Annotated in this window: 20 protein-coding genes; 8 read left to right on the forward strand and 12 right to left on the reverse strand. The window is 57.4% G+C overall.

Features of this window, described 5'->3' with window-relative positions; translation table 11 throughout:
• Positions 1-109 precede the first annotated feature (109 nt).
• Together GXP72_RS15350 and GXP72_RS15355 are read right to left on the reverse strand one after the other, a co-directional pair.
• Positions 110-1543: a glycoside hydrolase family 32 protein gene (locus GXP72_RS15350; RefSeq protein ID WP_208763079.1), complete on the reverse strand. Its 1434-nt coding sequence runs from the start codon at positions 1541-1543 to the stop codon at positions 110-112.
• 15 nt (positions 1544-1558) lie between these two features.
• On the reverse strand, positions 1559-2800 hold the full coding sequence (locus tag GXP72_RS15355) for an MFS transporter (RefSeq protein ID WP_208763080.1): 1242 nt from the start codon (positions 2798-2800) through the stop codon (positions 1559-1561).
• A 238-nt stretch (positions 2801-3038) separates the two neighbouring features.
• Here GXP72_RS15355 and GXP72_RS15360 point away from each other — a divergent pair, with 238 nt between their 5' ends.
• From GXP72_RS15360 to GXP72_RS15370, 3 genes are all read left to right on the forward strand, one after another.
• Positions 3039-4046: a LacI family DNA-binding transcriptional regulator gene (locus tag GXP72_RS15360; protein WP_208763081.1), complete on the forward strand. Its 1008-nt coding sequence runs from the start codon at positions 3039-3041 to the stop codon at positions 4044-4046.
• Between the two features lie 333 nt (positions 4047-4379).
• Entirely contained in the window at positions 4380-5756 is a 1377-nt protein-coding gene (locus tag GXP72_RS15365; protein WP_024908137.1) for a diaminobutyrate--2-oxoglutarate transaminase, read from the forward strand.
• Positions 5757-5774: 18 nt separating this feature from the next.
• On the forward strand, positions 5775-7241 hold the full coding sequence (locus GXP72_RS15370; protein WP_024908138.1) for an aspartate aminotransferase family protein: 1467 nt from the start codon (positions 5775-5777) through the stop codon (positions 7239-7241).
• Positions 7242-7277: 36 nt separating this feature from the next.
• Here the strand turns inward: GXP72_RS15370 and GXP72_RS15375 are convergent, their stop codons facing one another.
• Positions 7278-7793 carry a protein disulfide oxidoreductase gene (locus GXP72_RS15375; protein ID WP_032645288.1) on the reverse strand — a complete coding sequence of 172 codons (516 nt, stop codon included), beginning with the start codon at positions 7791-7793 and terminating at the stop codon, positions 7278-7280.
• A gap of 217 nt (positions 7794-8010) precedes the next feature.
• Here GXP72_RS15375 and GXP72_RS15380 point away from each other — a divergent pair, with 217 nt between their 5' ends.
• Both GXP72_RS15380 and GXP72_RS15385 read left to right on the forward strand, forming a co-directional pair.
• Positions 8011-8331: an RcnB family protein gene (locus GXP72_RS15380; RefSeq protein ID WP_024908140.1), complete on the forward strand. Its 321-nt coding sequence runs from the start codon at positions 8011-8013 to the stop codon at positions 8329-8331.
• On the forward strand, positions 8282-8761 hold the full coding sequence (locus GXP72_RS15385; protein WP_208763082.1) for a GNAT family N-acetyltransferase: 480 nt from the start codon (positions 8282-8284) through the stop codon (positions 8759-8761). The genes GXP72_RS15380 and GXP72_RS15385 overlap by 50 nt, the downstream gene beginning before the upstream one ends.
• Before the next feature lie 92 nt (positions 8762-8853).
• Here the strand turns inward: GXP72_RS15385 and apbC are convergent, their stop codons facing one another.
• Entirely contained in the window at positions 8854-9963 is a 1110-nt protein-coding gene (apbC, locus tag GXP72_RS15390; RefSeq protein ID WP_045908656.1) for an iron-sulfur cluster carrier protein ApbC, read from the reverse strand.
• A gap of 137 nt (positions 9964-10100) precedes the next feature.
• On the opposite strand from apbC, the gene metG reads away from it, so the two are divergent.
• Positions 10101-12134: a methionine--tRNA ligase gene (gene metG / locus GXP72_RS15395; protein ID WP_032663202.1), complete on the forward strand. Its 2034-nt coding sequence runs from the start codon at positions 10101-10103 to the stop codon at positions 12132-12134.
• 106 nt (positions 12135-12240) lie between these two features.
• Here the strand turns inward: metG and GXP72_RS15400 are convergent, their stop codons facing one another.
• Genes GXP72_RS15400 through GXP72_RS15410 form a run of 3 tightly spaced genes read right to left on the reverse strand, consistent with a single transcriptional unit; the run spans position 12241 to position 15156 of the window.
• Positions 12241-12711 carry a DUF1456 family protein gene (locus tag GXP72_RS15400; protein WP_008500891.1) on the reverse strand — a complete coding sequence of 157 codons (471 nt, stop codon included), beginning with the start codon at positions 12709-12711 and terminating at the stop codon, positions 12241-12243.
• Positions 12712-12757: 46 nt separating this feature from the next.
• On the reverse strand, positions 12758-13477 hold the full coding sequence (btsR, locus tag GXP72_RS15405; protein WP_061714769.1) for a two-component system response regulator BtsR: 720 nt from the start codon (positions 13475-13477) through the stop codon (positions 12758-12760).
• Positions 13471-15156, reverse strand: a complete 1686-nt coding sequence (locus GXP72_RS15410) for a sensor histidine kinase (RefSeq protein WP_208763083.1) — start codon at positions 15154-15156, stop codon at positions 13471-13473. Before GXP72_RS15410 ends, btsR begins: the two co-directional genes overlap by 7 nt.
• Positions 15157-15373: 217 nt before the next feature.
• Between GXP72_RS15410 and mlrA the strand changes: the two genes are divergently transcribed.
• Both mlrA and GXP72_RS15420 read left to right on the forward strand, forming a co-directional pair.
• Positions 15374-16114, forward strand: a complete 741-nt coding sequence (gene mlrA, locus GXP72_RS15415) for an HTH-type transcriptional regulator MlrA (RefSeq protein WP_024908146.1) — start codon at positions 15374-15376, stop codon at positions 16112-16114.
• A 69-nt stretch (positions 16115-16183) separates the two neighbouring features.
• Positions 16184-16297, forward strand: coding sequence for a protein YohO (locus tag GXP72_RS15420; protein ID WP_008500895.1), 114 nt, complete (start codon positions 16184-16186; stop codon positions 16295-16297).
• Here GXP72_RS15420 and GXP72_RS15425 read toward each other — a convergent pair.
• The 5 genes from GXP72_RS15425 to bglX all read right to left on the reverse strand — a co-directional run bounded on the left by GXP72_RS15425 (position 16272) and on the right by bglX (position 22469).
• Entirely contained in the window at positions 16272-17009 is a 738-nt protein-coding gene (locus GXP72_RS15425) for an ABC transporter permease (RefSeq protein ID WP_208763084.1), read from the reverse strand. The two genes, GXP72_RS15420 and GXP72_RS15425, sit on opposite strands and share 26 nt — an antisense overlap.
• Positions 16993-17943, reverse strand: coding sequence for an ABC transporter ATP-binding protein (locus tag GXP72_RS15430; protein ID WP_208763085.1), 951 nt, complete (start codon positions 17941-17943; stop codon positions 16993-16995). The genes GXP72_RS15425 and GXP72_RS15430 overlap by 17 nt, the downstream gene beginning before the upstream one ends.
• Complete coding sequence (locus tag GXP72_RS15435) at positions 17936-19093, reverse strand: ABC transporter permease (RefSeq protein ID WP_208763086.1); 1158 nt, start codon at positions 19091-19093, stop codon at positions 17936-17938. Before GXP72_RS15435 ends, GXP72_RS15430 begins: the two co-directional genes overlap by 8 nt.
• 12 nt (positions 19094-19105) lie before the next feature.
• Positions 19106-20023: an ABC transporter substrate-binding protein gene (locus tag GXP72_RS15440; RefSeq protein ID WP_024908150.1), complete on the reverse strand. Its 918-nt coding sequence runs from the start codon at positions 20021-20023 to the stop codon at positions 19106-19108.
• A gap of 148 nt (positions 20024-20171) precedes the next feature.
• Positions 20172-22469 (reverse strand): beta-glucosidase BglX, encoded by a 2298-nt coding sequence (gene bglX / locus GXP72_RS15445; RefSeq protein ID WP_208763087.1) that lies wholly within the window; start codon positions 22467-22469, stop codon positions 20172-20174.
• Positions 22470-22614: the final 145 nt, after the last annotated feature.

Raw genomic sequence — 22614 nt, forward strand, 5'->3', positions numbered from 1 at the left:
AATGAAGCAGTAAAAGAAGGGTTCGCTAAAATAAATCAGGCGACTGCGGTCGCCTTTTTTATTTGCCGGTCTCACTCCATGCAAAGGGTCAGAAATGTCATAAGCCCTTTTATTCTAATTGCCATGCCCCGCCATGAATAAGCGACGCTCCCCCCGCCCAGGCAAACAACGCCAGCTCGCGGCCGTCTGCATCAGGATAAATACGGCTGCTGAGGCACGCTTCCCCCTCATTAATAAACACCTCCACAGACGAGCTATCAAAGAAAAGGCGCAGGTTCAGCATGTCGTTCAGGTTAAGCGCGACGCTTCGGGTACCGCACAGGCCATACTGCGGATAGTGACGCTCCAGCACCAGGCGCTGCATCTGGACATCAACATAGATGCGTAGCCCGTCGCCGAGACGAATGCCGTATTGCTCCGCGCTGCTGTTCGCGCAATCCCATTGCAGAGTGACCTCCATCGCATCGCAGTGTTCCACCAGCGTCATCTGCTGGTTATTAAGCGTAGTTATCGGCCAGGGGAACCACGCCCCGCGCAGGGTTTCAACTTCTCTGGCTGGATGCATTTGCAGATGATTATCCGCACTCAGCGTCAGCTCGCGAGGTAAGGAGAGCATGCCTGCCCAGCCATCCTCCTGTTCCGGCAGAGGTGATTCCCACATGTCCAGCCAGCCGATAACAATGCGGCGGCCGTCGGGCGTCAGGAAACTTTGCGGCGCATAGAAATCATGCCCGTAATCCATCTCTACAAATTCACCTTCACGCACAAAGGGCTGGCCGGGCTGCCATTCACCTACCAGATACCCGCTCTGGAAAAGATTACGGTTTTTGAATCCGTCCGCCGCCAGCCCCTGAGGAGAGAACATCAGCACGCGTTTACCATTAAGGGTGAAAAAGTCCGGACATTCCCACATATAACCCATCTCTTTTTCAGCCACCGCGAGCACGCCCCTGTCCTGCCACTCTCGCAGATCGGCAGACAGGTACGCACGCACCTGGCCCGTATCACCCTCTCGCGCGCCAACGACCATGTACCACCACTCCCCTTCACGCCATACTTTCGGATCGCGGAAGTGATGCAGTCCAGGCGGTGTGTCAATGACGGTCCCGTGCCGCACAAAGTGGATGCCGTCACGGCTGGTTGCCAGGCACTGAACCTGGTAGAGATTAGCCTCATCGCCGGGATCGCCGTGGAATTTGTGGCCGGTGTAGATCAGCGCCAGCGTGTCGCCATCCACCACGGCTGAGCCAGAAAAACAGCCGTCCTTGTCGTCTGGTCCTTCCGGAGCCAGCGCAACCGGGAGATGCTCCCAGTGAACTAAATCTTTGCTGCGCGCATGGCCCCAGTGCATCGGACCCCATTGGGTCGAATACGGATGGTGCTGATAAAAGGCGTGATACCAGCCATCAAACCAGACCAGGCCATTCGGGTCGTTCATCCAGCCAGCACGCGCAGCGAGGTGGTAACGGGGATACCAGCGCAGGTTGAGCCCTTCGCGTCTGGACTGAATTTCCTGTTCTGCTTTCGTAATGGAATACGTCATTTCTCTACTCTTTGATCAGATGGTGGAAGGTTGCGGCATAAGCGGGTCAGAAGAGGACTTACCCGAGCGCAACAGGAAGATGGAGATAAACGTGGTGCTGAAGACCAGTAGCCCCATGATGAGATAGGACTGGGCAAAGCCGTATTTCTCATAGCTGTAACCTGCCAGCGGCGACAGCACCGAGGCAATCACCGAGCTTGTACAGGCAAAGCCCACCAGATAGAGGGTGGAAGAGAGTCGTTTATCAAAATGCAGGCTGTTGTATTTGAAGATGGAGACCAGCAAAACGGGCAGCTCAACCGCGTGCAATAGCTTGGTAATGGAGATCAATACCGGCCCCTCAACCAGACCCGATGCCACCATACGCATCGCCATCACCATTCCGGCGAAAATCAGGCCGTTTTTCGCACCGAGGCGATTCACCAGCCACGGGGCGCAAAACATGCCCGCCGCCTCCAGGAAGACCTGGAAGGAGTTGAGATAGCCATACATTGCGTTTCCTTCCTGCAGCGTCGGGAACTGTGAGGAGAAATAGACCGGGAACTGCTGGTCATAGACGCCATAAATACAGGTGCCGATAACAAAAAATACCAGCGCCCAGAAGCGCGGCAGCGTCAGCAGGCGCAATGCATCCTCCAGCGTGACCTTACCGCCGGACACCGCCTCCTGCATGGCGTGCGGCGCGGAAGAGACCCGGAGGCGTGCCAGCAACACAAAAAACACCAGCCCGGCGCAGCTCGCCACCGCGAAGTTCAGCTTCGGATTAATGTTGAACAGGAGTCCTGCAAAAAAAGTTGCCACTGCCCAGCCCAGCGATCCCCACATCCTCGCCTTGCCAAACTCAAACTGGCTCTGGCGAGCCACGCGCTCGGTATAGGACTCCAGGACCCCTATTCCGCCGTTAAACGTCAGCCCGATATAAACCCCGCCGAAAATACTGCCGAGTAACACGTTAATTTGCAGCAGATAACCAAACAGCAGGAAGGCCGGACCGGAAAGAATGAGCAGACAGGTCAGAAACCAGAGCAGGTTTTTTCGCAGGCCGAGCTTGTCCTGAATGAAGCCGTAGCAGATTTGCGCGCACAGCGCGGAGACGGACAGCACGGCATAGATAATGCCGGTATCCCCCGCTTTTAGGCCCACTTCCTGATGAAGCCAGATGGAGAGTAGCGAGCCGGAAGATGACCAGGTGACAAAAAAGAAAAAGAGTAGTGCGCTTAATAAAGGGTAGCTGTGAGAGTGATGCGTTTTCATCATGACATTCTCATGTTGGAGTAATGACGCAATGGTAACGTTAACATAATTTCTTTCTCATGCTGTTTGGTGAAGATTTAAGATGTTAATCACGAAAGTTAACGTTAACATTAAGAGAATGAGATCGCGATCAAACATTCATCACGGAGGTAAGCCTGACCAGGCATGTGCATCAGCCTTCCTTTTACATCAGCGACTTAGTTGTATACCCTTTCACACAGAGCATTAACGGAGTAAGAAAATGGCTTCCCTGAAGGACGTCGCAAAGCTGGCTAACGTATCGCTGATGACGGTCTCACGTGCGCTGAACAGCCCGGAGCGCCTTAAGCCGGAAACGCTGGCGCGCGTTCAACTGGCTATCGAGCAGACCAGCTACGTGCCCGATCTTTCCGCCAAGAAAATTCGCGGCGCGCATGCCTCGCCGAAAACCATAGGCGTACTGGCGCTCGATACGGTGACGACGCCTTTCTCGGTGGAGATCACGCTGTCGATTGAAGAGACGGCCAGAATGCACGGCTGGAACAGCTTCGTGATGAATATGTTTACCGATGACAACCCGGACGCCATTGTCGACCTTCTCCTTTCTCATCGGCCTGACGGAATTATCTACACCACCATGGGGTTACGTCAGGTTCCTCTCCCGGCCAAACTCCTCACCCTTCCCTGCGTGCTGGCCAACTGCGAAAGTGACGGCGAAAAGGTCGCCAGCTATATTCCCGATGATGAACAGGGGCAATATACCGCCGTGCGGGCGTTACTCGCGGAGGGTTATCGACGCCCTCTCTGCCTGCATTTGCCTAAGGGGCATCTGGCCACAACCCGACGTCGTCAGGGGCTGGAACGTGCATGCCGTGAAGTGGGGCTCGATCCGGACGGCCTGGCGCACAGCTATATGGCACTCGGCGATGAGCACTATCGCGACATTCCGTCAGTATTGCTGGCGCACATGCAGAATGGCATTCCCCGGTTCGACGCGGTTATCTGCGGCAACGATCGTATCGCGTTTATGGTCTATCAGACGCTACTGGGGCAAGGGCTTCGCATACCGGAAGATATCGCCGTTATCGGCTATGACAATATGGTGGGCATTGGGGAGCTGTTCCTGCCTCCTCTCACGACGGTTCAACTGCCACACTATGAAATTGGTCGCCTGAGCGCCCTGCATATTATTAATGGTGAAGAACATCAGGAAACCACGCGCGTAGAAAGTCCTTTTTTACCGCGTGATTCCGTTGCGCATGCAACGTAACCGCCGTTTTTTGCCCAAGACTCAGAAACAGGAAGCGTCCCCCTCCTTTTATGCCGTTCGATGGCACGATTTGTCACACTCTTTTCTGTGACTTTACACACCGGGTAAACGGCCTGTAACGCGCTGTTTTTATTTGGCATAAAATGCAATTTTCATTTTAAAAATGGGGATATTTCCTCGTTACAGCCCCGTGTCACAAAACAGTAAACAAATTAACCATTGAGCCCCGTGGCAAAAGGCTCTATATTGGCGGCGTTTTTTTCAGGCCCCCATCTGTTTTTTAACTTTTTATTCAATCGTGGCTCATAACGAAGCGGCGGTTGTAGGAGTGATATGATGACGGATAAAGTCCGTATTGACACCGTAGATGCCCACAAAAGCAACGAAACCTATCTGGCCCGTCAGGCCGAGTTTGAATCTAACGTCAGGAGTTATCCGCGCAAACTGCCTTTAGCCATCACTAAAGCAGAAGGCGTGTGGATCACCGATGCAGATAATAAAGAATACCTTGACTGTTTAGCAGGCGCAGGGACCCTTGCGCTTGGCCATAACCATCCTGATGTGCTGAAAAGCATCCAAAATGTCATTACCAGCGGCTTGCCGTTACATACACTGGATCTGACGACGCCTCTGAAAGACGCGTTTTCTGAATACCTGCTCTCTCTGCTGCCTGGTCAGGGCAAAGAGTACTGCCTGCAGTTCACCGGTCCATCCGGTGCTGACGCCGTTGAAGCGGCGCTGAAGCTCGCGAAAAAAGTGACCGGTCGTAGCGGTATCATCAGCTTCTCTGGTGGTTACCACGGTATGACCCACGGCGCGCTGTCCGTGACCGGCAACCTGTCTCCGAAAGAAGCGGTTGACGGTATGATGCCAGAAGTGCAGTTCATGCCTTACCCGCACGAATACCGTTGCCCGCTGGGTATCGGTGGTGAAGCGGGCGTGAAAGCGCTGACGTACTACTTCGATAACCTGATCAACGACGTTGAAAGCGGCGTGCGTAAGCCTGCTGCGGTGATCCTGGAAGCGGTTCAGGGCGAAGGCGGCGTGAACCCGGCTCCGGCTGAGTGGCTGCAGCGCATCCGTAAAGTGACTCAGGAACACGGCATTCTGCTGATCCTCGACGAAGTTCAGGCTGGCTTTGCCCGTACCGGTAAATTCTTCGCCTTCGAACACGCTGGCATTGAGCCAGACATCATCGTGATGTCTAAAGCAGTGGGTGGCGGTCTGCCGCTGGCCGTACTCGGTATCAAAAAGCAGTTCGATGCGTGGGCGCCAGGTCACCACACCGGTACCTTCCGCGGCAACCAGCTGGCGATGGCAACCGGTCTGACGACGCTGAAAATCCTGAAAGACCAGAACATCGCAGGCAAAGTGGCTGCACAGGGCGAATGGCTGAAAGGCCAGCTGAAAGAGATGGCGAAACGCTATCCGGTCATCGGCCACGTGCGCGGTCTGGGCATGATGATCGGTATTGAGATCGTTAAGCCTAACGAAGCCGCTGATCACATGGGCTGCTTCCCGGGCGACGGCGAGCTGTCTGCACTGATTCAGAAGAAGTGCTTCGAAGCCGGTCTGATTCTGGAGCGCGGTGGCCGTAACGGTATCGTTCTGCGTCTGCTGCCGTCTCTGCTGATCAGTGACGAAGAGCTGAAAATCTTCCTGGATAAATTTGAGCAGGCACTGCTTGCTGCGGGCGTTCGCCCGGCGTAACCGGAGTTGTTGATTACGATGTCTGATTCAAACCCAATTTTGTTCTCCTCTGCGCAGAGCATTGAAGCTTACCAGCAGGCGATTGAACAAAGCACTCAGGCTGTGATGCAGTGGCTAAAACAGCCTGAGATGTACCAGGGCAAAACGGTCGCGGAACTGCGCGACCGTATTAAGCTGGATTTCAACCCGAAAGGGCTGGGCAACGAAGCGGCGATTGAACGCGCCGTGGAGTTCTTCCTGAAAGACAGCCTGTCCGTTCATCACCCGCAGTGTGTGGCGCACCTGCACTGCCCAAGCCTGGTCGTAAGCCAGGCGGCGGAAGTGCTGATCAACGCCACTAACCAGAGTATGGACTCCTGGGATCAAAGCCCGTCCGCAACCATCATTGAGATCAAACTGATCGAGTGGCTGCGTACCCGCGTGGGTTATCAGGCCGGCGACGCAGGTGTTTTCACCAGCGGCGGGACTCAGAGCAACCTGATGGGCCTGATGCTGGCGCGCGATGCGTTCTTCGCGCGTCAGGGTCATTCCGTTCAGCAGGACGGTCTGGTTGGCGATCTGCGCAAAATTCGCGTGCTGTGCTCCGAAAACGCGCACTTCTCCGTGCAGAAAAACATGGCGCTGATGGGCCTGGGCTACCAGTCCGTGGTGCAGGTGAAAACGGACGAATTCTCCCGCATGGATCTGACCGATCTGGCGGCGAAAATCGAACAGTGCAATGCGAACGGCGAGCAGATTCTGGCCATCGTCGCGACGGCAGGTACCACCGATGCCGGTGCTATCGACCCGCTGCGTGCGATTGCAGAGCTGGCGGCGAAGCAGAACATCTGGGTACACGTTGATGCGGCCTGGGGCGGCGCGCTGCTGATGTCTGAGCAGTATCGTCACTACCTGGACGGCATCGAGCTGGTGGATTCCGTCACCCTGGACTTCCACAAGCAGTTCTTCCAGACCATCAGCTGCGGCGCGTTCCTGCTGAAAGAAGCACGCCACTATGAGCTGATGCGCTATCAGGCGGCTTACCTGAACTCTGAGTTCGACGAAGAAGCCGGCGTGCCTAATCTGGTTTCCAAATCTCTGCAAACCACCCGTCGTTTTGACGCGCTGAAGCTGTGGATGAGCCTGGAAGCGCTGGGTCAGGAGCAATACGCGGCGATCATCGATCACGGCGTGACCCTGGCACAGCAGGTTGCGGCCTACGTGAAAGCGCAGCCTGCGCTGGAGCTGGTTATGCAGCCGCAGCTGGCAAGCGTTCTGTTCCGCTTCCGCGGACAGGTGCAGACGGATGAAGCGGGTATCGCCCTGCTGAACCAGAAAATTGGTGACGCGCTGCTGGAATCCGGCCGTGCAAACGTCGGTGTGACCGAGCATAACGGCGTGACCTGCCTGAAGCTGACGCTGCTGAACCCAACCGTGACGCTGGAAGATATTAAAATCCTGCTGTCTCTGGTTGAGCGCACCGCGCAGGAAGTTCTGGCTAAGTAATACAACACCCCTCTTCCGCCGGGAGAGGGGTTATTTTTATACGCCTGCCCACCACATCCTTAATTTTAATCCCCAGTAGCTCGTCCAGCCCGTCGTGGTACTGACCACGTTCCCCTTCGACACAACCACCAGCGTTGGCGTGACGCTCACCTGCCACTGCTGCGACAAAGCACCGTTTGCATCGTTAATCACCGGCATTTTTAGCTGTTTCTTATCAACCCAGCGCTCAAGCTTTGCGTTGTCACCAGAACGCATGGCGATACTCACCACGTTCCCGCCCTCTTCTGCCAGTTGATTAACCGCAGGCGTCGTGTAACGGCATATGCTGCACCAGGTGGCCCAGACGTAGATCAGCAGCGGACGATCCTGGCTGAGCGCCGCAATATCGTGAACGTTGCCGTCGATGCTCTGCATCGGCGTTGCACTAAAACTGGCGGGGAGCGTCGGTTTTCGGTACTGATCAACACCCCATACCACGGCCAGCGTCAGCAGAACGAGTATGATCCCTTCCCGCGCCCAGCGGCGCAGTCGACTGATTTTGCGGTTATCCATTGTGACCTCTCAATTTAACCGGAGGTCATCATAGCGGGCGAGTTTGCGTCATGCTGTAAAGAAGTGTCGTGCTCCTAGCGGAAAACGATCCCCGGGTTATGTTCAGTTTTGTTACATTTTTCCTGGAACAAGCCATAGTCTGATACATAAAATAGTCAGGTTGCCGTATTGTTGACGTGCAAAAGCAAAAAGTAAAAACAGGTTAACTGGAGAAAAAATGGCTAAGTGTAAATGGCTGCTTCTGGGTGTCGTGATGACCCTGGCAAGCGTGGCTAACGCAGCACCAGCAGCATCAGGCATCAGCGCTTACGAAGAACAAGAGTTCATCGCTGACTTCACGAAATTCAAGATTGGCGACACGGCGCCGGCTCAGTATCAAACGCCGGAGTACACCATCAAACAGTACCAGTTGCGTAACCTGCCGGCTCCGGATGCCGGAACCCACTGGACCTACATGGGCGAGAACTACGTGCTGATTGGCGATGCGGATGGCAAAATCTACAAAGCCTATAACGGAGATATTTTCTATCACCGCTAATACCATCCTGATCCGCCCCTGGCAGGAAAGCGATCGCCCTTTCCTGCGCACGCTCTTCCTCCACGCCCGGCGTGAGGCCTGGCCATGGCTGGACAGTTCAGACTGGCAGCTTGAAGACTTTGACGCGGCCACCCGTGACGAAGTGATTTGGGTTGCCACGCAGAACGGCCGTCGCCTGGGTTTTGCCTCCGTCTGGACGAACGATAATTTCCTGCACAACCTGTTTGTCGACCCGCAGTATCAAAGCCATGGGGTCGGGCGTATGCTCCTGGAACAGGTTCAGAAGACGTTTACCAGTACGGGTTCGCTTAAGTGTCTGGTGAAGAATGCGCGGGCTGTCGCGTTTTACCAGCGGCACGGCTGGCACATTGAGGCGACGGGGGATTCTCCGGAGGGAGAATACTATCTGATGCATTATCGGCTTGGGTAAAGTCAGGTGGCGCTTCGCTTACCTGACCTACAAAACCGTATTTCGTAGGCCGGGTAAGGCGAAGCCGCCACCCGGCACTAAGCGAAGAGGAATTACACCGCGCGGAACGCGATTTCCCCTGGGATGACTTCGCCCTGCCAGTAAAGCTGCGCCGCAACGCGTCCCGCCAGCTGGCGATACATTTCTGCAAATTCGCTGTCCGGACGGCTGACCACCGTCGGCTTGCCGCTATCCAGATCTTCGCGCAGGGTAATGTGAAGCGGCATCTGTCCCAGCAGTTGGGTGTGATACTTCGCGGCCAGTTTTTCTGCGCCACCCGTGCCGAAGATAGGTTCGTGGTGGCCGCAGTTGCTGCAGATGTGCATGCTCATGTTCTCGACGATACCGAGCACCGGCACTTCCACCTTCTCGAACATCACGATGCCTTTTTTGGCGTCGATCAGCGCAATATCCTGCGGCGTGGTCACCACAACGGCTCCCGTCACCGGAATGTTCTGCGCCAGCGTCAGCTGAATGTCACCGGTGCCCGGCGGCATGTCCAGCACCAGATAATCCAGATCCGGCCACATCGTCTCCTGCAGCATCTGCAGCAGCGCCTTGCTGGCCATCGGGCCGCGCCAGACCATGGCGTTATCGTCAGTCACCAGGTAACCGATGGAGTTGGTCGCCAGACCGTGGGCCATGATTGGCGCCATGTGGGTGCCGTCCGGCGAGGTTGGGCGCTGGTTTTCCGCGCCCAGCATGTTCGGAATAGACGGACCGTAGATGTCGGCATCCAGAATACCGACCTTTGCCCCTTCCGCTGCCAGCGCGAGCGCCAGGTTAACGGCGGTAGAAGATTTCCCCACCCCGCCCTTGCCCGAGCTGACGGCAATGATGTTTTTCACGCCGTTCACGCCAGGCTGGTTTTTCACGCGCTTCAGCGTGGCGATGCTGTGGCTCAGCTTCCAGTCGATCGCCTTCGCGCCGGTCATGCGCAGCAGCTCAGAGCTGGTCTGCTCTTTCAGCGCGTCAAAGGCGCTGGTCCAGACGAACGGCATCTGCAGCTCAATGTGCAGCGTGTCGTCCAGCCAGGCGACGTGGTGTAACGCTTTCAGCGTAGTGAGATTGTGCTTCAGGGTTGGATGCTGAAAGTTAGCCAGCGTCCCGGCGACCATTGCTCGTAAGGCTTCCGGTGATTTGGCCTGGGATTGAGAACTCATCCCGACTCCTTTGTTCTTGTGAATAAGACCTTAGATGAACAAGTTTACCTGAAAGGCCGTGGTTTGTGCTTACTTAATAATGCCCCTTTTGGTAATATCAAAAACCCTTTTCACAGTTAAAAGAAGTAATGCCTACTATGACTCAAGTCGCGAAGAAAATTCTGGTAACGTGCGCACTGCCGTACGCCAACGGCTCAATCCACCTCGGCCACATGCTGGAGCATATCCAGGCTGATGTCTGGGTCCGTTACCAGCGAATGCGCGGCCACGAGGTTAACTTCATCTGTGCGGACGATGCCCACGGCACGCCGATCATGCTGAAAGCGCAGCAGCTGGGGATTTCCCCGGAGCAGATGATTGCCGAAATGAGTCAGGAGCATCAGACTGATTTTGCTGGCTTTGACATCAGCTATGACAACTATCACTCCACGCACAGCGACGAAAACCGCGAGCTGTCGGAGCTGATCTACACCCGTCTGAAAGAGAACGGTTTTATTAAAAACCGCACCATCTCTCAGCTGTACGATCCGGAAAAAGGCATGTTCCTGCCGGACCGTTTCGTCAAAGGCACCTGTCCGAAATGTAAATCCCCGGACCAGTACGGCGATAACTGCGAAGTGTGCGGCGCGACCTACAGCCCGACCGAGCTTATCGAGCCGAAATCCGTGGTATCCGGCGCCACGCCGGTGATGCGTGACTCCGAGCACTTCTTCTTCGATCTGCCGTCCTTCAGCGAAATGCTGCAGGCGTGGACCCGCAGCGGCGCGCTGCAGGAGCAGGTGGCGAATAAAATGCAGGAGTGGTTCGAATCCGGCCTGCAGCAGTGGGATATCTCCCGCGATGCGCCGTACTTCGGATTTGAAATCCCGAACGCGCCGGGCAAATACTTCTACGTCTGGCTGGACGCGCCAATCGGCTACATGGGCTCCTTCAAGAACCTGTGCGACAAGCGTGGCGATACCGTCAGCTTCGACGAATACTGGAAGAAAGATTCCACTGCCGAGCTGTACCACTTCATCGGTAAAGACATCGTTTACTTCCACAGCCTGTTCTGGCCGGCGATGCTGGAAGGCAGCAACTTCCGCAAGCCAACCAACCTGTTCGTACACGGCTACGTAACGGTGAACGGCGCGAAGATGTCCAAGTCCCGCGGGACGTTCATCAAGGCCAGCACCTGGCTGAACCACTTCGACGCGGACAGCCTGCGCTACTACTACACCGCGAAGCTCTCTTCCCGCATCGACGATATCGACCTGAACCTGGAAGATTTCGTGCAGCGCGTGAACGCGGACATCGTCAACAAGGTCGTCAACCTGGCGTCCCGTAACGCGGGCTTTATCGCGAAGCGTTTTGACGGCGTGCTTTCTGCTGAACTGGCCGATCCTGAGCTGTATAAAACCTTCACCGATGCCGCCGCTGCGGTTGGTGAAGCCTGGGAAAGCCGTGAATTCGGTAAAGCGATTCGTGAAATCATGGCGCTGGCCGATGTTGCCAACCGATATGTGGACGAGCAGGCCCCGTGGGTGGTCGCGAAACAGGAAGGCCGCGACGCTGACCTGCAGGCGATCTGCACCATGGGTCTGAACATGTTCCGCGTGCTGATGACCTGGCTGAAGCCGGTTCTGCCGCAGCTGGCAGCCCGTGCTGAAGCGTTCCTGAACACCGAACTGACCTGGGATGCAATCCAGCAGCCGCTGCTCGGCCACAAGGTCAACACCTTCAAGGCGCTGTACAACCGCATCGAGATGAAGCAGGTTGAAGCCCTGGTAGAAGCGTCTAAAGAAGAGGTGAAGGCGGCTGCGGCACCGGTTACCGGCCCGCTGGCGGACGATCCGATTCAGGAAACCATTACCTTTGATGATTTCGCCAAAGTCGACCTGCGCGTGGCGCTGATCGAGAACGCGGAATTCGTGGACGGCTCTGACAAGCTGCTGCGCCTGACGCTGGATCTCGGCGGCGAGAAGCGCAACGTCTTCTCCGGCATCCGTTCTGCCTATCCGGACCCGCAGGTGCTGATCGGTCGTCAGACCGTGATGGTGGCGAACCTGGCGCCGCGCAAAATGCGCTTCGGCATCTCTGAGGGGATGGTGATGGCCGCAGGCCCTGGCGGGAAAGATATCTTCCTGTTAAGCCCAGACGAAGGCGCGAAGCCGGGTCAGCAGGTGAAATAACAAAAAAGCCGGAGATTATCTCCGGCTTTTTTATGGCATTTTGTTTTCTCCCTCTCCCTGTGGGAGAGGGTCGGGGTGAGGGCATCAGGCCACACCCATTCTGCAATCACGCCTTCGGGTGATGCACCCGGTGAGTTAACCCGCGCAGGAAATTACGCAGAAACTGATCGCCGCACTCGCGGTAGTTTTTATGATCCGGCGCGCGCATCATGGCGGTGACTTCCGGCACGGATACGCGGAATTTTTGCTCAGTCATGATCGCCACGATATCGTCCGTTTTCAGCGAGAAGGCGATGCGCAGCTTTTTCAGCACCGTGTTATTGTTCACGCGACGCTCAAGCGCCAGCTCTGGCGCGGCCGGATCTTTGCCACGCTTATCGTAAATCAGGCCGTTCAGGAAACCCGACAGAATGATGTCAGGGCAGCGGACAAATCCCTCTTCGTCTTCTTTGGTCATCCACGTGTCAAAACTCGCAGACGTGGATTCCATGTCGGACAGCGCAAGAATGCGCACCATGTCGTTATTGTTCGCTTTCAGGGTGTAGCGCAGGCTACGAAGAATATCGTTACTTAGCATAGAGCCTTCGAATGTCGATGATGCAATGGCGCGCAGTGTACCAGCTTTACAGCCCAATCGCCTCTTTCAAACTCTTCAGGTAGCGACGGCTGACGGGCACCGTTTGCCCGGCACGCAGCACCAGCTCGGCCTGGCCGTTATCTTCCAGGCGGATCTCCTTCAGGTGCGCCATGTTCACCAGATACTGGCGGTGGCAGCGAATCAGCGGCGTGCGGCTCTCCAGCGTGCGCAGGGTCAGCTCGGTAAACCCTTCATTCCCTTCCGCGCTGGTGACAAACACCCCGCTCAGGCGGCTGCTGACAAAGGCCACATCATCCATCTGAAGAAGATAGATCCGGCTGTGCCCGGTGCAGGGGATGAACTTCAGCGGCTGCTGGTTTTCCGGCAGCAGCGTGACGTCCTGTACGATGCGCTCCTGACGTAAACGGGTGAGCGTTTTTTCCAGCCGCTTCTCTTCAATCGGCTTGAGCAGATAGTCAAACGCGTGCTCCTCAAAAGCCTTAACGGCATATTCATCAAACGCCGTCAGAAACACGATGTAGGGACGATGTTCCGGGTCGAGCATGCCGACCATCTCCAGTCCGCTGATGCGGGGCATCTGAATATCGAGGAACAGCACGTCCGGGCGCAGTTTGTGCACCGCGCCGATGGCCTCAATGGCGTTCGCGCACTCCCCCACAATCTCAATATCCGGTTGCTCCTGCAGCAGAACGCGCAGGTTTTCCCGTGCCAGCGGCTCGTCATCCACAATCAGCACTCTTAACATGCGTTTTCCTCCAGCGGCAGTCGTACGGTAATACGGGTAAATCGGTCTGGCTCACAGGCGACGGTAATGCCACAGTCGTCGCCAAAATGGGCGCGCAGGCGTTTATCCACCAGGCTCATCCCCAGACCGCCGGAGGCGGAAGGCTGGTAAAGCCCGGCATTGTCTTCAATATCCAGCACCAGATGGTGATTAAAACGGCTGGCGGTAATGGTTATCTCCCCCGTTCCCAGCAGCTGCGACGTGCCGTGCTTAATGGCGTTTTCCACAATCGGCTGCAGGGTAAAGGCCGGAAGATGCTGATACGCCAGCTCATCCGGCACGGAGAGCGACACCTGCAGGCGCGACTGGAAACGCGCCTGCTCAATCTGCAGATAGGCATTCACGTGCTCAATCTCATCGGCGAGGGTCACAATCTCAGACGGCCGTTTCAGGTTCTTGCGGAAGAAGGTCGACAGAAACTGCACCAGCTGCGCGGCCTGATCGCTGTCGCGGCGGATCACCGCTTTGAGCGTGTTGAGGGCGTTGAACAGGAAATGCGGATTGACCTGGGCATGCAGCAGCTTAATTTCGGACTGCGTCAGCAGCGCTTTCTGCCGTTCATACTGCCCGGCCAGAATTTGCGCGGACAGCAGCTGGGCGATCCCCTCCCCCAGCGTGCGGTTGATGGAGCTGAACAGACGGTTTTTCGCCTCATACAGCTTGATGGTGCCCATCACCCGCTGATTCTCGCCGCGCAGCGGAATCACCAGCGTGGAGCCCAGCTTGCACTGCGGATGCAGCGAACAGCGATAAGGCACCTCGTTACCGTCGGCGTACACCACCTCACCGGTTTCAATGGCGCGCAGCGTGTAGGCTGAGGAGATGGGTTTACCCGGCAGATGGTGATCGTCCCCGGTGCCGGTAAAGGCCAGCAGCCGCTCGCGATCGGTGATAGCCACCGCGCCGATATCCAGCTCCTTGTAGAGCACCTGGGCGACCTTCATGCTGTTCTCTTCGTTAAAGCCCTGGCGCAGGATCCCTTCGGTCGAGGCGGCGACCTTCAGCGCCGTCGCGGAAAAGGCCGAGGTGTACTTCTCAAACATGGCGCGCTTGTCGAGCAGAATGCGCATAAACAGCGCCGCGCCCACGGTATTGGTCACCATCATCGGAGCGGCAATGCTGCTGACCAGGTGCAGCGCATCCTCAAACGGACGGGCAATGAGCAGAATGATCGCCATCTGCGCCATTTCGGCTACAAAGGTAATGGCACCGGCGGTGAGCGGGCTGAAGACTTTATCCGGGCGGCCGCGTTTGATCATGTAACTATGCACCAGCCCGCCGAGCAGACCTTCCACGATCGTGGAGATCATGCAGCTGAGCGCCGTCATCCCGCCCATGGAATAGCGATGCAGCCCCCCGGTTAAACCGACAAGGCCACCGACGACGGGACCGCCCAGCAGCCCGCCCATCACCGCGCCGATAGCGCGCGTATTGGCAATAGAGTCTTCGATATGGAGACCAAAATAAGTCCCCATGATGCAGAAAATAGAGAAGGTGACGTAGCAGAGCAGCTTATGCGGCAGACGTACGGTGACCTGCATCAGCGGGATAAACAGGCGCGTTTTGCTCATCAGCCAGGCAATGACAAGAAACACGCACATCTGCTGAAGCAACAGCAGCACCAGATTAAACTCGTACATACTCAAAACCGCACACGCTAAAAACGCGTAACATACACTGATGCGGGTTTACTTTCTTTGAAGCATTCCAAAAAAGCGCAAAATCGTGTCCGTTATCACACCTTTTTCTGAATATCGCGCATGCTTCGCATTGTTTGTTCAAAAATCAATCAATCTTTCCTGGTTCGCCAAAGTGAGTCTACAGTTAAGCTGGGGACGCGTAAGCCAGGGGGCGAATATGGCGCTTTACACAATAGGTGAAGTGGCACTCCTTTGTGATATCAATCCCGTTACCCTACGGGCGTGGCAGCGACGGTATGGATTACTCAAACCGCAGAGGACCGACGGTGGGCATCGCCTTTTCAATGAAGCCGATATCGACCGCATTCGCGAAATTAAAAGCTGGATCGACAACGGGGTGCAGGTCGGCAAGGTGAAGTCCCTGCTGAGCCACGACGACCCGGACACGCAGCACCTCTGGCGCGAACAACAGGAAACCCTGCTGCGACTCCTGCAGGCGGGCAACCTGCAGCGCCTGCGCGCATGGATAAAAGAGCAAGGCCGCGATTATCCGGCACAGACGCTGATCAACCATCTTTTCATTCCGCTCCGTCGACGCCTGCAGTGCCAGCAGTCCACCCTGCAGGCGCTGCTCAGCATGCTCGACGGGGTGCTGATCAACTACATCGCCGTCTGCCTTGCCTCGGCGAAGAACAAAGCCGGAAAAGATGCGCTGGTGGTCGGCTGGAACGTGCACGATACCACCCGCCTGTGGCTGGAAGCGTGGATTGCCACCCAGAAGGGCTGGCGCGTAGATGTCCTGGCGCATTCGCTGGCGCAGCTTAAGCCTGAGTTTTTTGAGGGCCAGACCCTGCTGGTCTGGTGTGGCGAAGTGCCGTCCGCCACGCAGCAACAGCTGCTGACGGAATGGCGTGAGAATGGTTACCCGGTTTATTCCCTTGGTCCGGATGAGCCATAACGGCATTTAATGGTTCATTAACAGCTGCGCTTCACCGTATAATTGTTCCGTTAACAACAGGAGCACATGATGAAGGCAACCAAACTGGCCATTATTACCCTTTTTGTCCTGATGGCCGTAAGCGGTATCGGCGGCGTGATGCTGGCAGGATACTCGTTTATTGTTCGCGGCGGTGTCGGCTGAGGTATAGCGCGAGCCGCTCAAAAAGGCGATCGACGACGATTGCCGCCAGCGCGACCAGCACCGCTCCCTGCACTATATAAGCCGTATTAAACCCGCTCAGGCCGATAATAATCGGCGTTCCCAGCGTATTGGCACCAACCGTAGACGCAATGGTCGCCGTCCCAATGTTAATGATGACCGACGTGCGGATCCCGGCAATGATAACCGGTGCCGCAAGCGGCAGTTCAACCTTACGCAGCCGCTGGCCGCGACTCATCCCCATCCCTTCAGCCACGCTCTGCACCGACGCCGGTACCGCCGCGAGGCCCGCCAGCGTGCCCTGCAGAACCGGCAGTACGCCATATAAAATCAGCGCAATAATGGCAGGCTGCTGGCCAAAGCCCATCACCGGAACCGCTATCGCAAGCACCGCCACCGGCGGAAACGTCTGTCCAATGGCCGCTATCGTCTCTACCAGCGGACGAAACTCCCGGCCCGCAGGACGCGTGACCGCGATGCCTGCCCCTACCCCCAGCACAACCGCGATGGCGCTTGAGAGCGCCACCAGCCAGAGATGCGCAAGGGCGAGATTAATAAAGCTCTCCTGCTGATAGACCGGCCGCGGCAGCCCGGGAAAAAGGGCGTTAAACAGCGCCGCGCTGTGAGGCATCAGAAACAGCAAGGCGACAAAGAGCGCTACCAGCCAGAGGAGCGGATCACGCAGTGCCTTCACGCGTCACCTCCCCGGCCAGCAGATCGCGAAAATGTAAGGTTCCGCACGGCGTCCCGCGAGCGTCCGAGACGGGCAATACCTCGCACTGGCGCGCGACAAACGCGGACAGGGCATCCCGCAGGCTCATCTGCGCCTGCAGCGGTTCGCCGCTCACCGACACCGCATCCCGACGCATATAGTCGCTGACCGTTCGCAGGGAGAGCAGCCTGACGCCCAGTTCGCTGCGGCCAAAAAACTCGCGCACAAAGTCGTTCTTCGGCCAGGTTAATAGCTCAAGCGGCGAGCCCTGCTGCACCACTTCGCCATGATCCATCAGCACCAGATGGTCAGCCAGGCGCAGGGCTTCATCAATATCGTGCGTCACGAGAACGATCGTGCGTCCGAGAATGCGGTGAATGCGGGTCATCTCCGCCTGCAGCGCCCCGCGCGTGACCGGATCCAGCGCGCCAAAGGGTTCATCCATCAGCAGCACCTGCGGGTTGGCCGCCAGCGCGCGCGCCACGCCCACGCGCTGCTGCTGGCCTCCGGAAAGCTGGTGCGGATAGCGGTCGCGCAGCGCGGGCTCGAGCCCCAGCAAAGACATCAGCTCATCCACCCGATCGGCAATTTTTGCCCGCGACCATTTTTCCAGCTGCAGCACGGTGGCGATGTTCTGCGCCACCGTCCAGTGTGGAAACAGGCCGATAGACTGAATGGCATAGCCCATCCGACGGCGCAGCTCCAGCACCGGCAGGCTGCGGATCTCTTCTCCGGCAAAGCGGATCAGCCCGCTGTCGTGCTCAACCAGACGGTTGATCATCTTCAGGGTGGTGGATTTTCCCGAGCCTGAGGTGCCAATCAGCACGGAAAACGCCCCCTCGGCAAAGTTCAGGTTCAGGTGGCTCGCCGCCGGGCGACCGGCAAACGTTTTACTGACATCGTGAAATTCAATCATTGGCTCTTCTCCTGAGCAGCGCGAGCCATAAGGCAAACAGCGCGTCGACGACAACCGCCAGCGCAATCGTCGGAACCACGCCCAATAACACCAGATCGAGCGCACTGCTTAGCAGCCCCTGGAACACCAGGGCGCCAAAGCCGCCCGCACCAATCAGCGCCGCAATCACCGCCATGCCGACGGTCTGTACCGTTACCACCCGCAGGCTGCGCAGCAGCAGGGGCAGCGCCAGCGGGAGCTGAATTTTCCAGAAACACTGCCGCGCGCTCATGCCCATCGCATGGGCGCTTTCCAGCACGTCAGGTGCGACCTGGCCCAGGCCCGCGACCACGCCGCGCACCAGCGGCAGCAGGGCGTACAGCACCAGCGCGATAAGGGCGGGCGTTAACCCCGTTCCGGCTATGCCGAGCGTTCCCAGCACCGGAAATGACTTCACCAGCCCGGCCAGCGGCGCAATCAGCAGGCCAAACAGCGCAACGGAAGGAATGGTCTGGATCACGTTGAGCACGGCAAAGACCCCGCCCTGGCGTGAAGGATGGCGGTAACACCACATGCCCAGGGGGATCCCGAGCAGCAGCGCCGGAAAGAGCGTGCCGAAGAGGATCGTCAGGTGTTGTGCCAGGGCATCATCAAACACCTCCTGGCGGTTGGCGTACTCTTTTAACAGCGAGAGATTGTTCAGTTCCCCGCTGAACAGCAGGAACAAGGGAATGCACCATATCTGCGCGTTGAGCACCCAGCGCCAGACGGCGCTGGAGATGAGTCGACGAATGGCATCGCTGCTGACCAGCAGACAGAGCGCCAGCCACAGCCAGAGGCCGCTACCCACCGTGGTTCTCGCCAGCGGACTTTCTGCCGACGCCATGTGCGTCGCCGCCAGCCCGCCACTCCAGAACAGAATGATAAACAGCCCTTCAGCGAGGAGCAGCGTCAGCCACTGCGCCGTGCGCCCTTGCCAGAACGATAGCGCAACCCACGCGGCCAGCGCCGCCGCCAGCCACCCCGGCGTGAAAGACCAGACCTGCCAGAGTGCTTTGCCCTCCCCCGACATCAGACGGTTTGGGGCTACGTTGACAAACGGCAGCGCGACCGCCGCGATGGCCACGCAGGCCAGCAGCAGCAGGACGCGGTTATGACATTTTATTGGCACAGCCCTTTCCCGTTACTTCACAAGCCCTTGTTGTTTCAGGAAGTCGGCGGCCACTTTTTTGGCATCCAGCCCCTCGACGGCAATGCTGGCATTCAGCTGTTGCAGCGTTTTTTCATCCAGTTTTTCGAAGACCGGTTTGAGCCAGTCGGCAATCTCCGGATAGGCTTTCAGCACCGCCTCACGCACGACCGGGGTCGGGGCGTAAATCGGCTGTACGCCTTTAGGATCGGTCAGGGTTTGCAGGCCGAGCGCCGCCACCGGGCCGTCGGTGCCGTAGGCCATGGCCGCGTTAACGCCAGAGGTTTGCTGCGCCGCCGCTTTGATGGTCACCGCGGTATCCCCGCCCGCCAGAGAGAGCAGCTGCGCCTGGTCGAGCTTGAAGTCGTAGGCTTTTTCGAACGCCGGGAGCGCATCAGGACGCTCGATAAACTCCGCAGAGGCCGCGAGCTTGAAATCGCCCTTCTCTTTCAGGTAGCGGCTGAGATCCGCAAGCGAGGTGAGCTTGCCTTTCTCCGCCACGTCCTTGCGCACGGCGATAGTCCAGGTGTTGTTGGCCGGGGCTGGGGTCAGCCAGACCAGTTTGTTCTGTTCCGCGTCGAGCTTTTTGACTTTCTCATACCCGGCGTTAGCGTTTTTCCATGCCGGATCGTTTTCTTGTTTGAAGAAGAACGCGCCGTTGCCGGTGTATTCCGGGTAGATATCCAGCTCGCCGGAGGTGATCGCGCCGCGCACGACGGGCGTGGTGCCGAGCTGAACTTTATTGACGGTTTTCACGCCGTGGCTGTCCAGCACCTGCAAAATAATATTGCCGAGCAGCGCCCCTTCGGTATCGATCTTTGAGCCCACTTTTACCGGCTCCGCCGCCTGTAGCGGCAGACTTAGCGCCGCCAGCAGCACCGCAGATCCCAACATCCCCTTTGCAATCGTCATTCTACTATCCTCATTTATTTTGCTGCCTTTTTCAGAGGCTTGAGAGAAAAGCGTAGCTTAAAACGGCAGAATTAACCGTCAAAATGCCTTTTTAGCATAAGGTAAGACGCCTCCCCCGCAGGACGGGGGGAGGCAAAGGAGGGACAGGTTACAGCAGTTCGAACTCACCTTTATTCACGCGGGCGGAGTCCACGCCGATAAAGACGTTAAACTTGCCCGGTTCCGCGTCATATTTCATCTGCTGGTTCCAGAACTTCAGCGCATCCACGTCGATCGGGAAGCTGATAGTTTGGGTTTCGCCTGGCTTCAGGTTGACCTTCTCAAAGCCGCGCAGCTGCTTCACGGGACGGCTCATCGACGCGGTGACATCCTGAACGTACATCTGAATCACCGTTGCCCCTTCGCGCTTGCCGGTGTTGGTCACCTCAACGCTGGCGGTGACTTTGCCGTCACGCTTCATCGTAGGCGCTGACATTTTCACGTCAGAAACCTTGAAGGTGGTGTAGCTCAGGCCGTAACCAAACGGATACAGCGGGCCGTTAGCTTCGTCGAAGTAACGAGAGGTGTACTTGTTCGGCTTGTCGGCGTTGTACGGGCGACCGGTGTTCAGGTGGCTGTAGTAGACCGGGATTTGCCCGACGGAGCGCGGGAAGGACATCGGCAGCTTGCCCGACGGGTTGTAATCGCCAAACAGAACGTCGGCGATGGCGTTACCGCCTTCGGTACCGGCGAACCAGGTTTCCAGAATGGCGTCAGCCTGCTGGTCTTCTTTCACCAGCGCCAGCGGACGACCGTTCATCAGCACCAGCACCAGCGGCTTGCCGGTGGCTTTCAGGGCGGCGATCAGATCGCGCTGGCTCTGCGGAATGGTGATATCGGTCCGGCTGGAGGCTTCGTGCGCCATACCCTGCGCTTCCCCCACGACCGCGACAACGACGTCAGACTGCTTCGCGGCGTTCACCGCCTCGTCAATCATCTCCTTCGGCGTGCGCGGATCGACCTTCACAGCTTCCTCATACTGGTTGAGGAAGGTCACGATGTCTTTATCGTTGGTGACGTTCGCCCCTTTGGCGTACATCACCTTGGCGTTATCACCCACGGCACTCTTGATACCGGTCAGCACGGTCACCGACTGGTCAGCCACGCCTGCGGCAGACCAGCTGCCCATCACGTCGCGCTTGCTGTCGGCCAGCGGGCCCACCACGGCAATGGTGCCGGATTTTTTCAGCGGCAGCGTGTCGAGGCGGTTTTTCAGCAGCACCAGGCTTTCGCGCGCCACGTCACGCGCTTCTTTACGGTGCAGACGGCTTTCGGCGTTGGTATCTGCCGGATCAGACTCTTTCGGGCCCAGGTGACTGTACGGATCGTTAAACAGCCCCATGTCGTATTTCACGTTCAGCACGTGGCGCGCGGCATCGTCCAGCTCCGCCATCGTGACCTTGCCGCTCTTCACCAGCCCCGGCAGGTATTTGCTGTAATACTCATCGCTCATGCTCATGTTGATGCCGGACTTGAGCGCCACGCGCACCGCGTCTTCCGGGTCGGAAGCGGTACCGTGCTTGATCAGCTCTTTAATCGCGCCGTGGTCAGAAACGGTGATGCCTTTAAAGCCCCACTGGTCGCGCAGCACGTCTTTCAGCAGCCAGGAATCGGACGTCGCCGGCGTGCCGTTCAGGGAGTTCAGCGCCACCATCACCGCGCCGCTGCCCGCATCCAGCCCTGCCTTGTACGGCGGCATATAGTCGTTAAACAGGCGCTGCGGGCTCATGTCGACGGTGTTGTACTCTTTACCGCCTTCCACTGCGCCATAGGCTGCGAAGTGTTTGACGCTGGTCATCACCGAGTAGCGGTCCGCCGGGCTTTTGCCCTGCATCGCTTCCACCATGGTTTTGCCCATCGTGGAGGTTAAATACGTATCTTCACCAAAGCCTTCCGAGCCGCGGCCCCAGCGCGGATCGCGCGAGACGTCCACCATAGGTGCCCAGGTCATGTTCAGGCCGTCGTCCGCCGCTTCATAAGCCGACACGCGCCCGACGGTTTTCACCGCGTCGAGGTTAAAGGAAGACGCTAAGCCGAGGCTAATCGGGAAGACGGTACGCTGGCCGTGCACCACGTCATAGGCAAAGAACAGAGGAATTTTCAGGCGGCTGAGATCCATCACCTGGTCCTGCATCTTGCGGATATCCTGGCGGGTGACGGTATTAAAGATGGCCCCTACCTGCCCGTCTTTGATCATCGCCCGGATGGCCTCTTTCGGGTTATCCGGGCCGACGCTGATAAGACGCAGCTGGCCGATTTTCTCATCGACCGTCATTTTCTTGAGCAATTCCGTGACAAACGCATCCCGTGCTTCAGGCGTGAGCGGGTGATTGCCAAACAAATCCTCTGCCAGCGCAGGTTGCAGCGCCAGGCTTACGGCGACACCTACAGAACATAGCCATTTCATGTCGTTTTACTCTCTCATCAATAACCGCCGGACGATCTCGGCCATACCGTGCGAAAAGCGCAGTGTGCCACAAACCCTCAGAACGTTGCAGGGTTATTCTCTGATTTTTCTCGTGAATACTCGACCGCTTAACAGTTAATCGCGC

The sequence above is a fragment of the Enterobacter sp. SES19 genome (assembly GCF_011765665.1).
Lineage (GTDB): Bacteria > Pseudomonadota > Gammaproteobacteria > Enterobacterales > Enterobacteriaceae > Enterobacter > Enterobacter pseudoroggenkampii.

Coding starts and splice junctions, on each gene's coding strand:
- GXP72_RS15420 (WP_008500895.1), top strand. CDS start 16,184: ATGAAGGCAACCAAACTGGCCATTATTACCCTTTTTGTCCTGATGGCC.
- mlrA (WP_024908146.1), top strand. CDS start 15,374: ATGGCGCTTTACACAATAGGTGAAGTGGCACTCCTTTGTGATATCAAT.
- GXP72_RS15355 (WP_208763080.1), bottom strand. CDS start 2,800: ATGATGAAAACGCATCACTCTCACAGCTACCCTTTATTAAGCGCACTA.
- GXP72_RS15385 (WP_208763082.1), top strand. CDS start 8,282: ATGGCAAAATCTACAAAGCCTATAACGGAGATATTTTCTATCACCGCT.
- metG (WP_032663202.1), top strand. CDS start 10,101: ATGACTCAAGTCGCGAAGAAAATTCTGGTAACGTGCGCACTGCCGTAC.
- btsR (WP_061714769.1), bottom strand. CDS start 13,477: ATGTTAAGAGTGCTGATTGTGGATGACGAGCCGCTGGCACGGGAAAAC.
- GXP72_RS15400 (WP_008500891.1), bottom strand. CDS start 12,711: ATGCTAAGTAACGATATTCTTCGTAGCCTGCGCTACACCCTGAAAGCG.
- GXP72_RS15410 (WP_208763083.1), bottom strand. CDS start 15,156: ATGTACGAGTTTAATCTGGTGCTGCTGTTGCTTCAGCAGATGTGCGTG.
- GXP72_RS15375 (WP_032645288.1), bottom strand. CDS start 7,793: ATGGATAACCGCAAAATCAGTCGACTGCGCCGCTGGGCGCGGGAAGGG.
- GXP72_RS15365 (WP_024908137.1), top strand. CDS start 4,380: ATGATGACGGATAAAGTCCGTATTGACACCGTAGATGCCCACAAAAGC.
- GXP72_RS15440 (WP_024908150.1), bottom strand. CDS start 20,023: ATGACGATTGCAAAGGGGATGTTGGGATCTGCGGTGCTGCTGGCGGCG.
- GXP72_RS15380 (WP_024908140.1), top strand. CDS start 8,011: ATGGCTAAGTGTAAATGGCTGCTTCTGGGTGTCGTGATGACCCTGGCA.
- apbC (WP_045908656.1), bottom strand. CDS start 9,963: ATGAGTTCTCAATCCCAGGCCAAATCACCGGAAGCCTTACGAGCAATG.
- GXP72_RS15430 (WP_208763085.1), bottom strand. CDS start 17,943: ATGATTGAATTTCACGATGTCAGTAAAACGTTTGCCGGTCGCCCGGCG.
- GXP72_RS15350 (WP_208763079.1), bottom strand. CDS start 1,543: ATGACGTATTCCATTACGAAAGCAGAACAGGAAATTCAGTCCAGACGC.
- GXP72_RS15370 (WP_024908138.1), top strand. CDS start 5,775: ATGTCTGATTCAAACCCAATTTTGTTCTCCTCTGCGCAGAGCATTGAA.
- bglX (WP_208763087.1), bottom strand. CDS start 22,469: ATGAAATGGCTATGTTCTGTAGGTGTCGCCGTAAGCCTGGCGCTGCAA.
- GXP72_RS15360 (WP_208763081.1), top strand. CDS start 3,039: ATGGCTTCCCTGAAGGACGTCGCAAAGCTGGCTAACGTATCGCTGATG.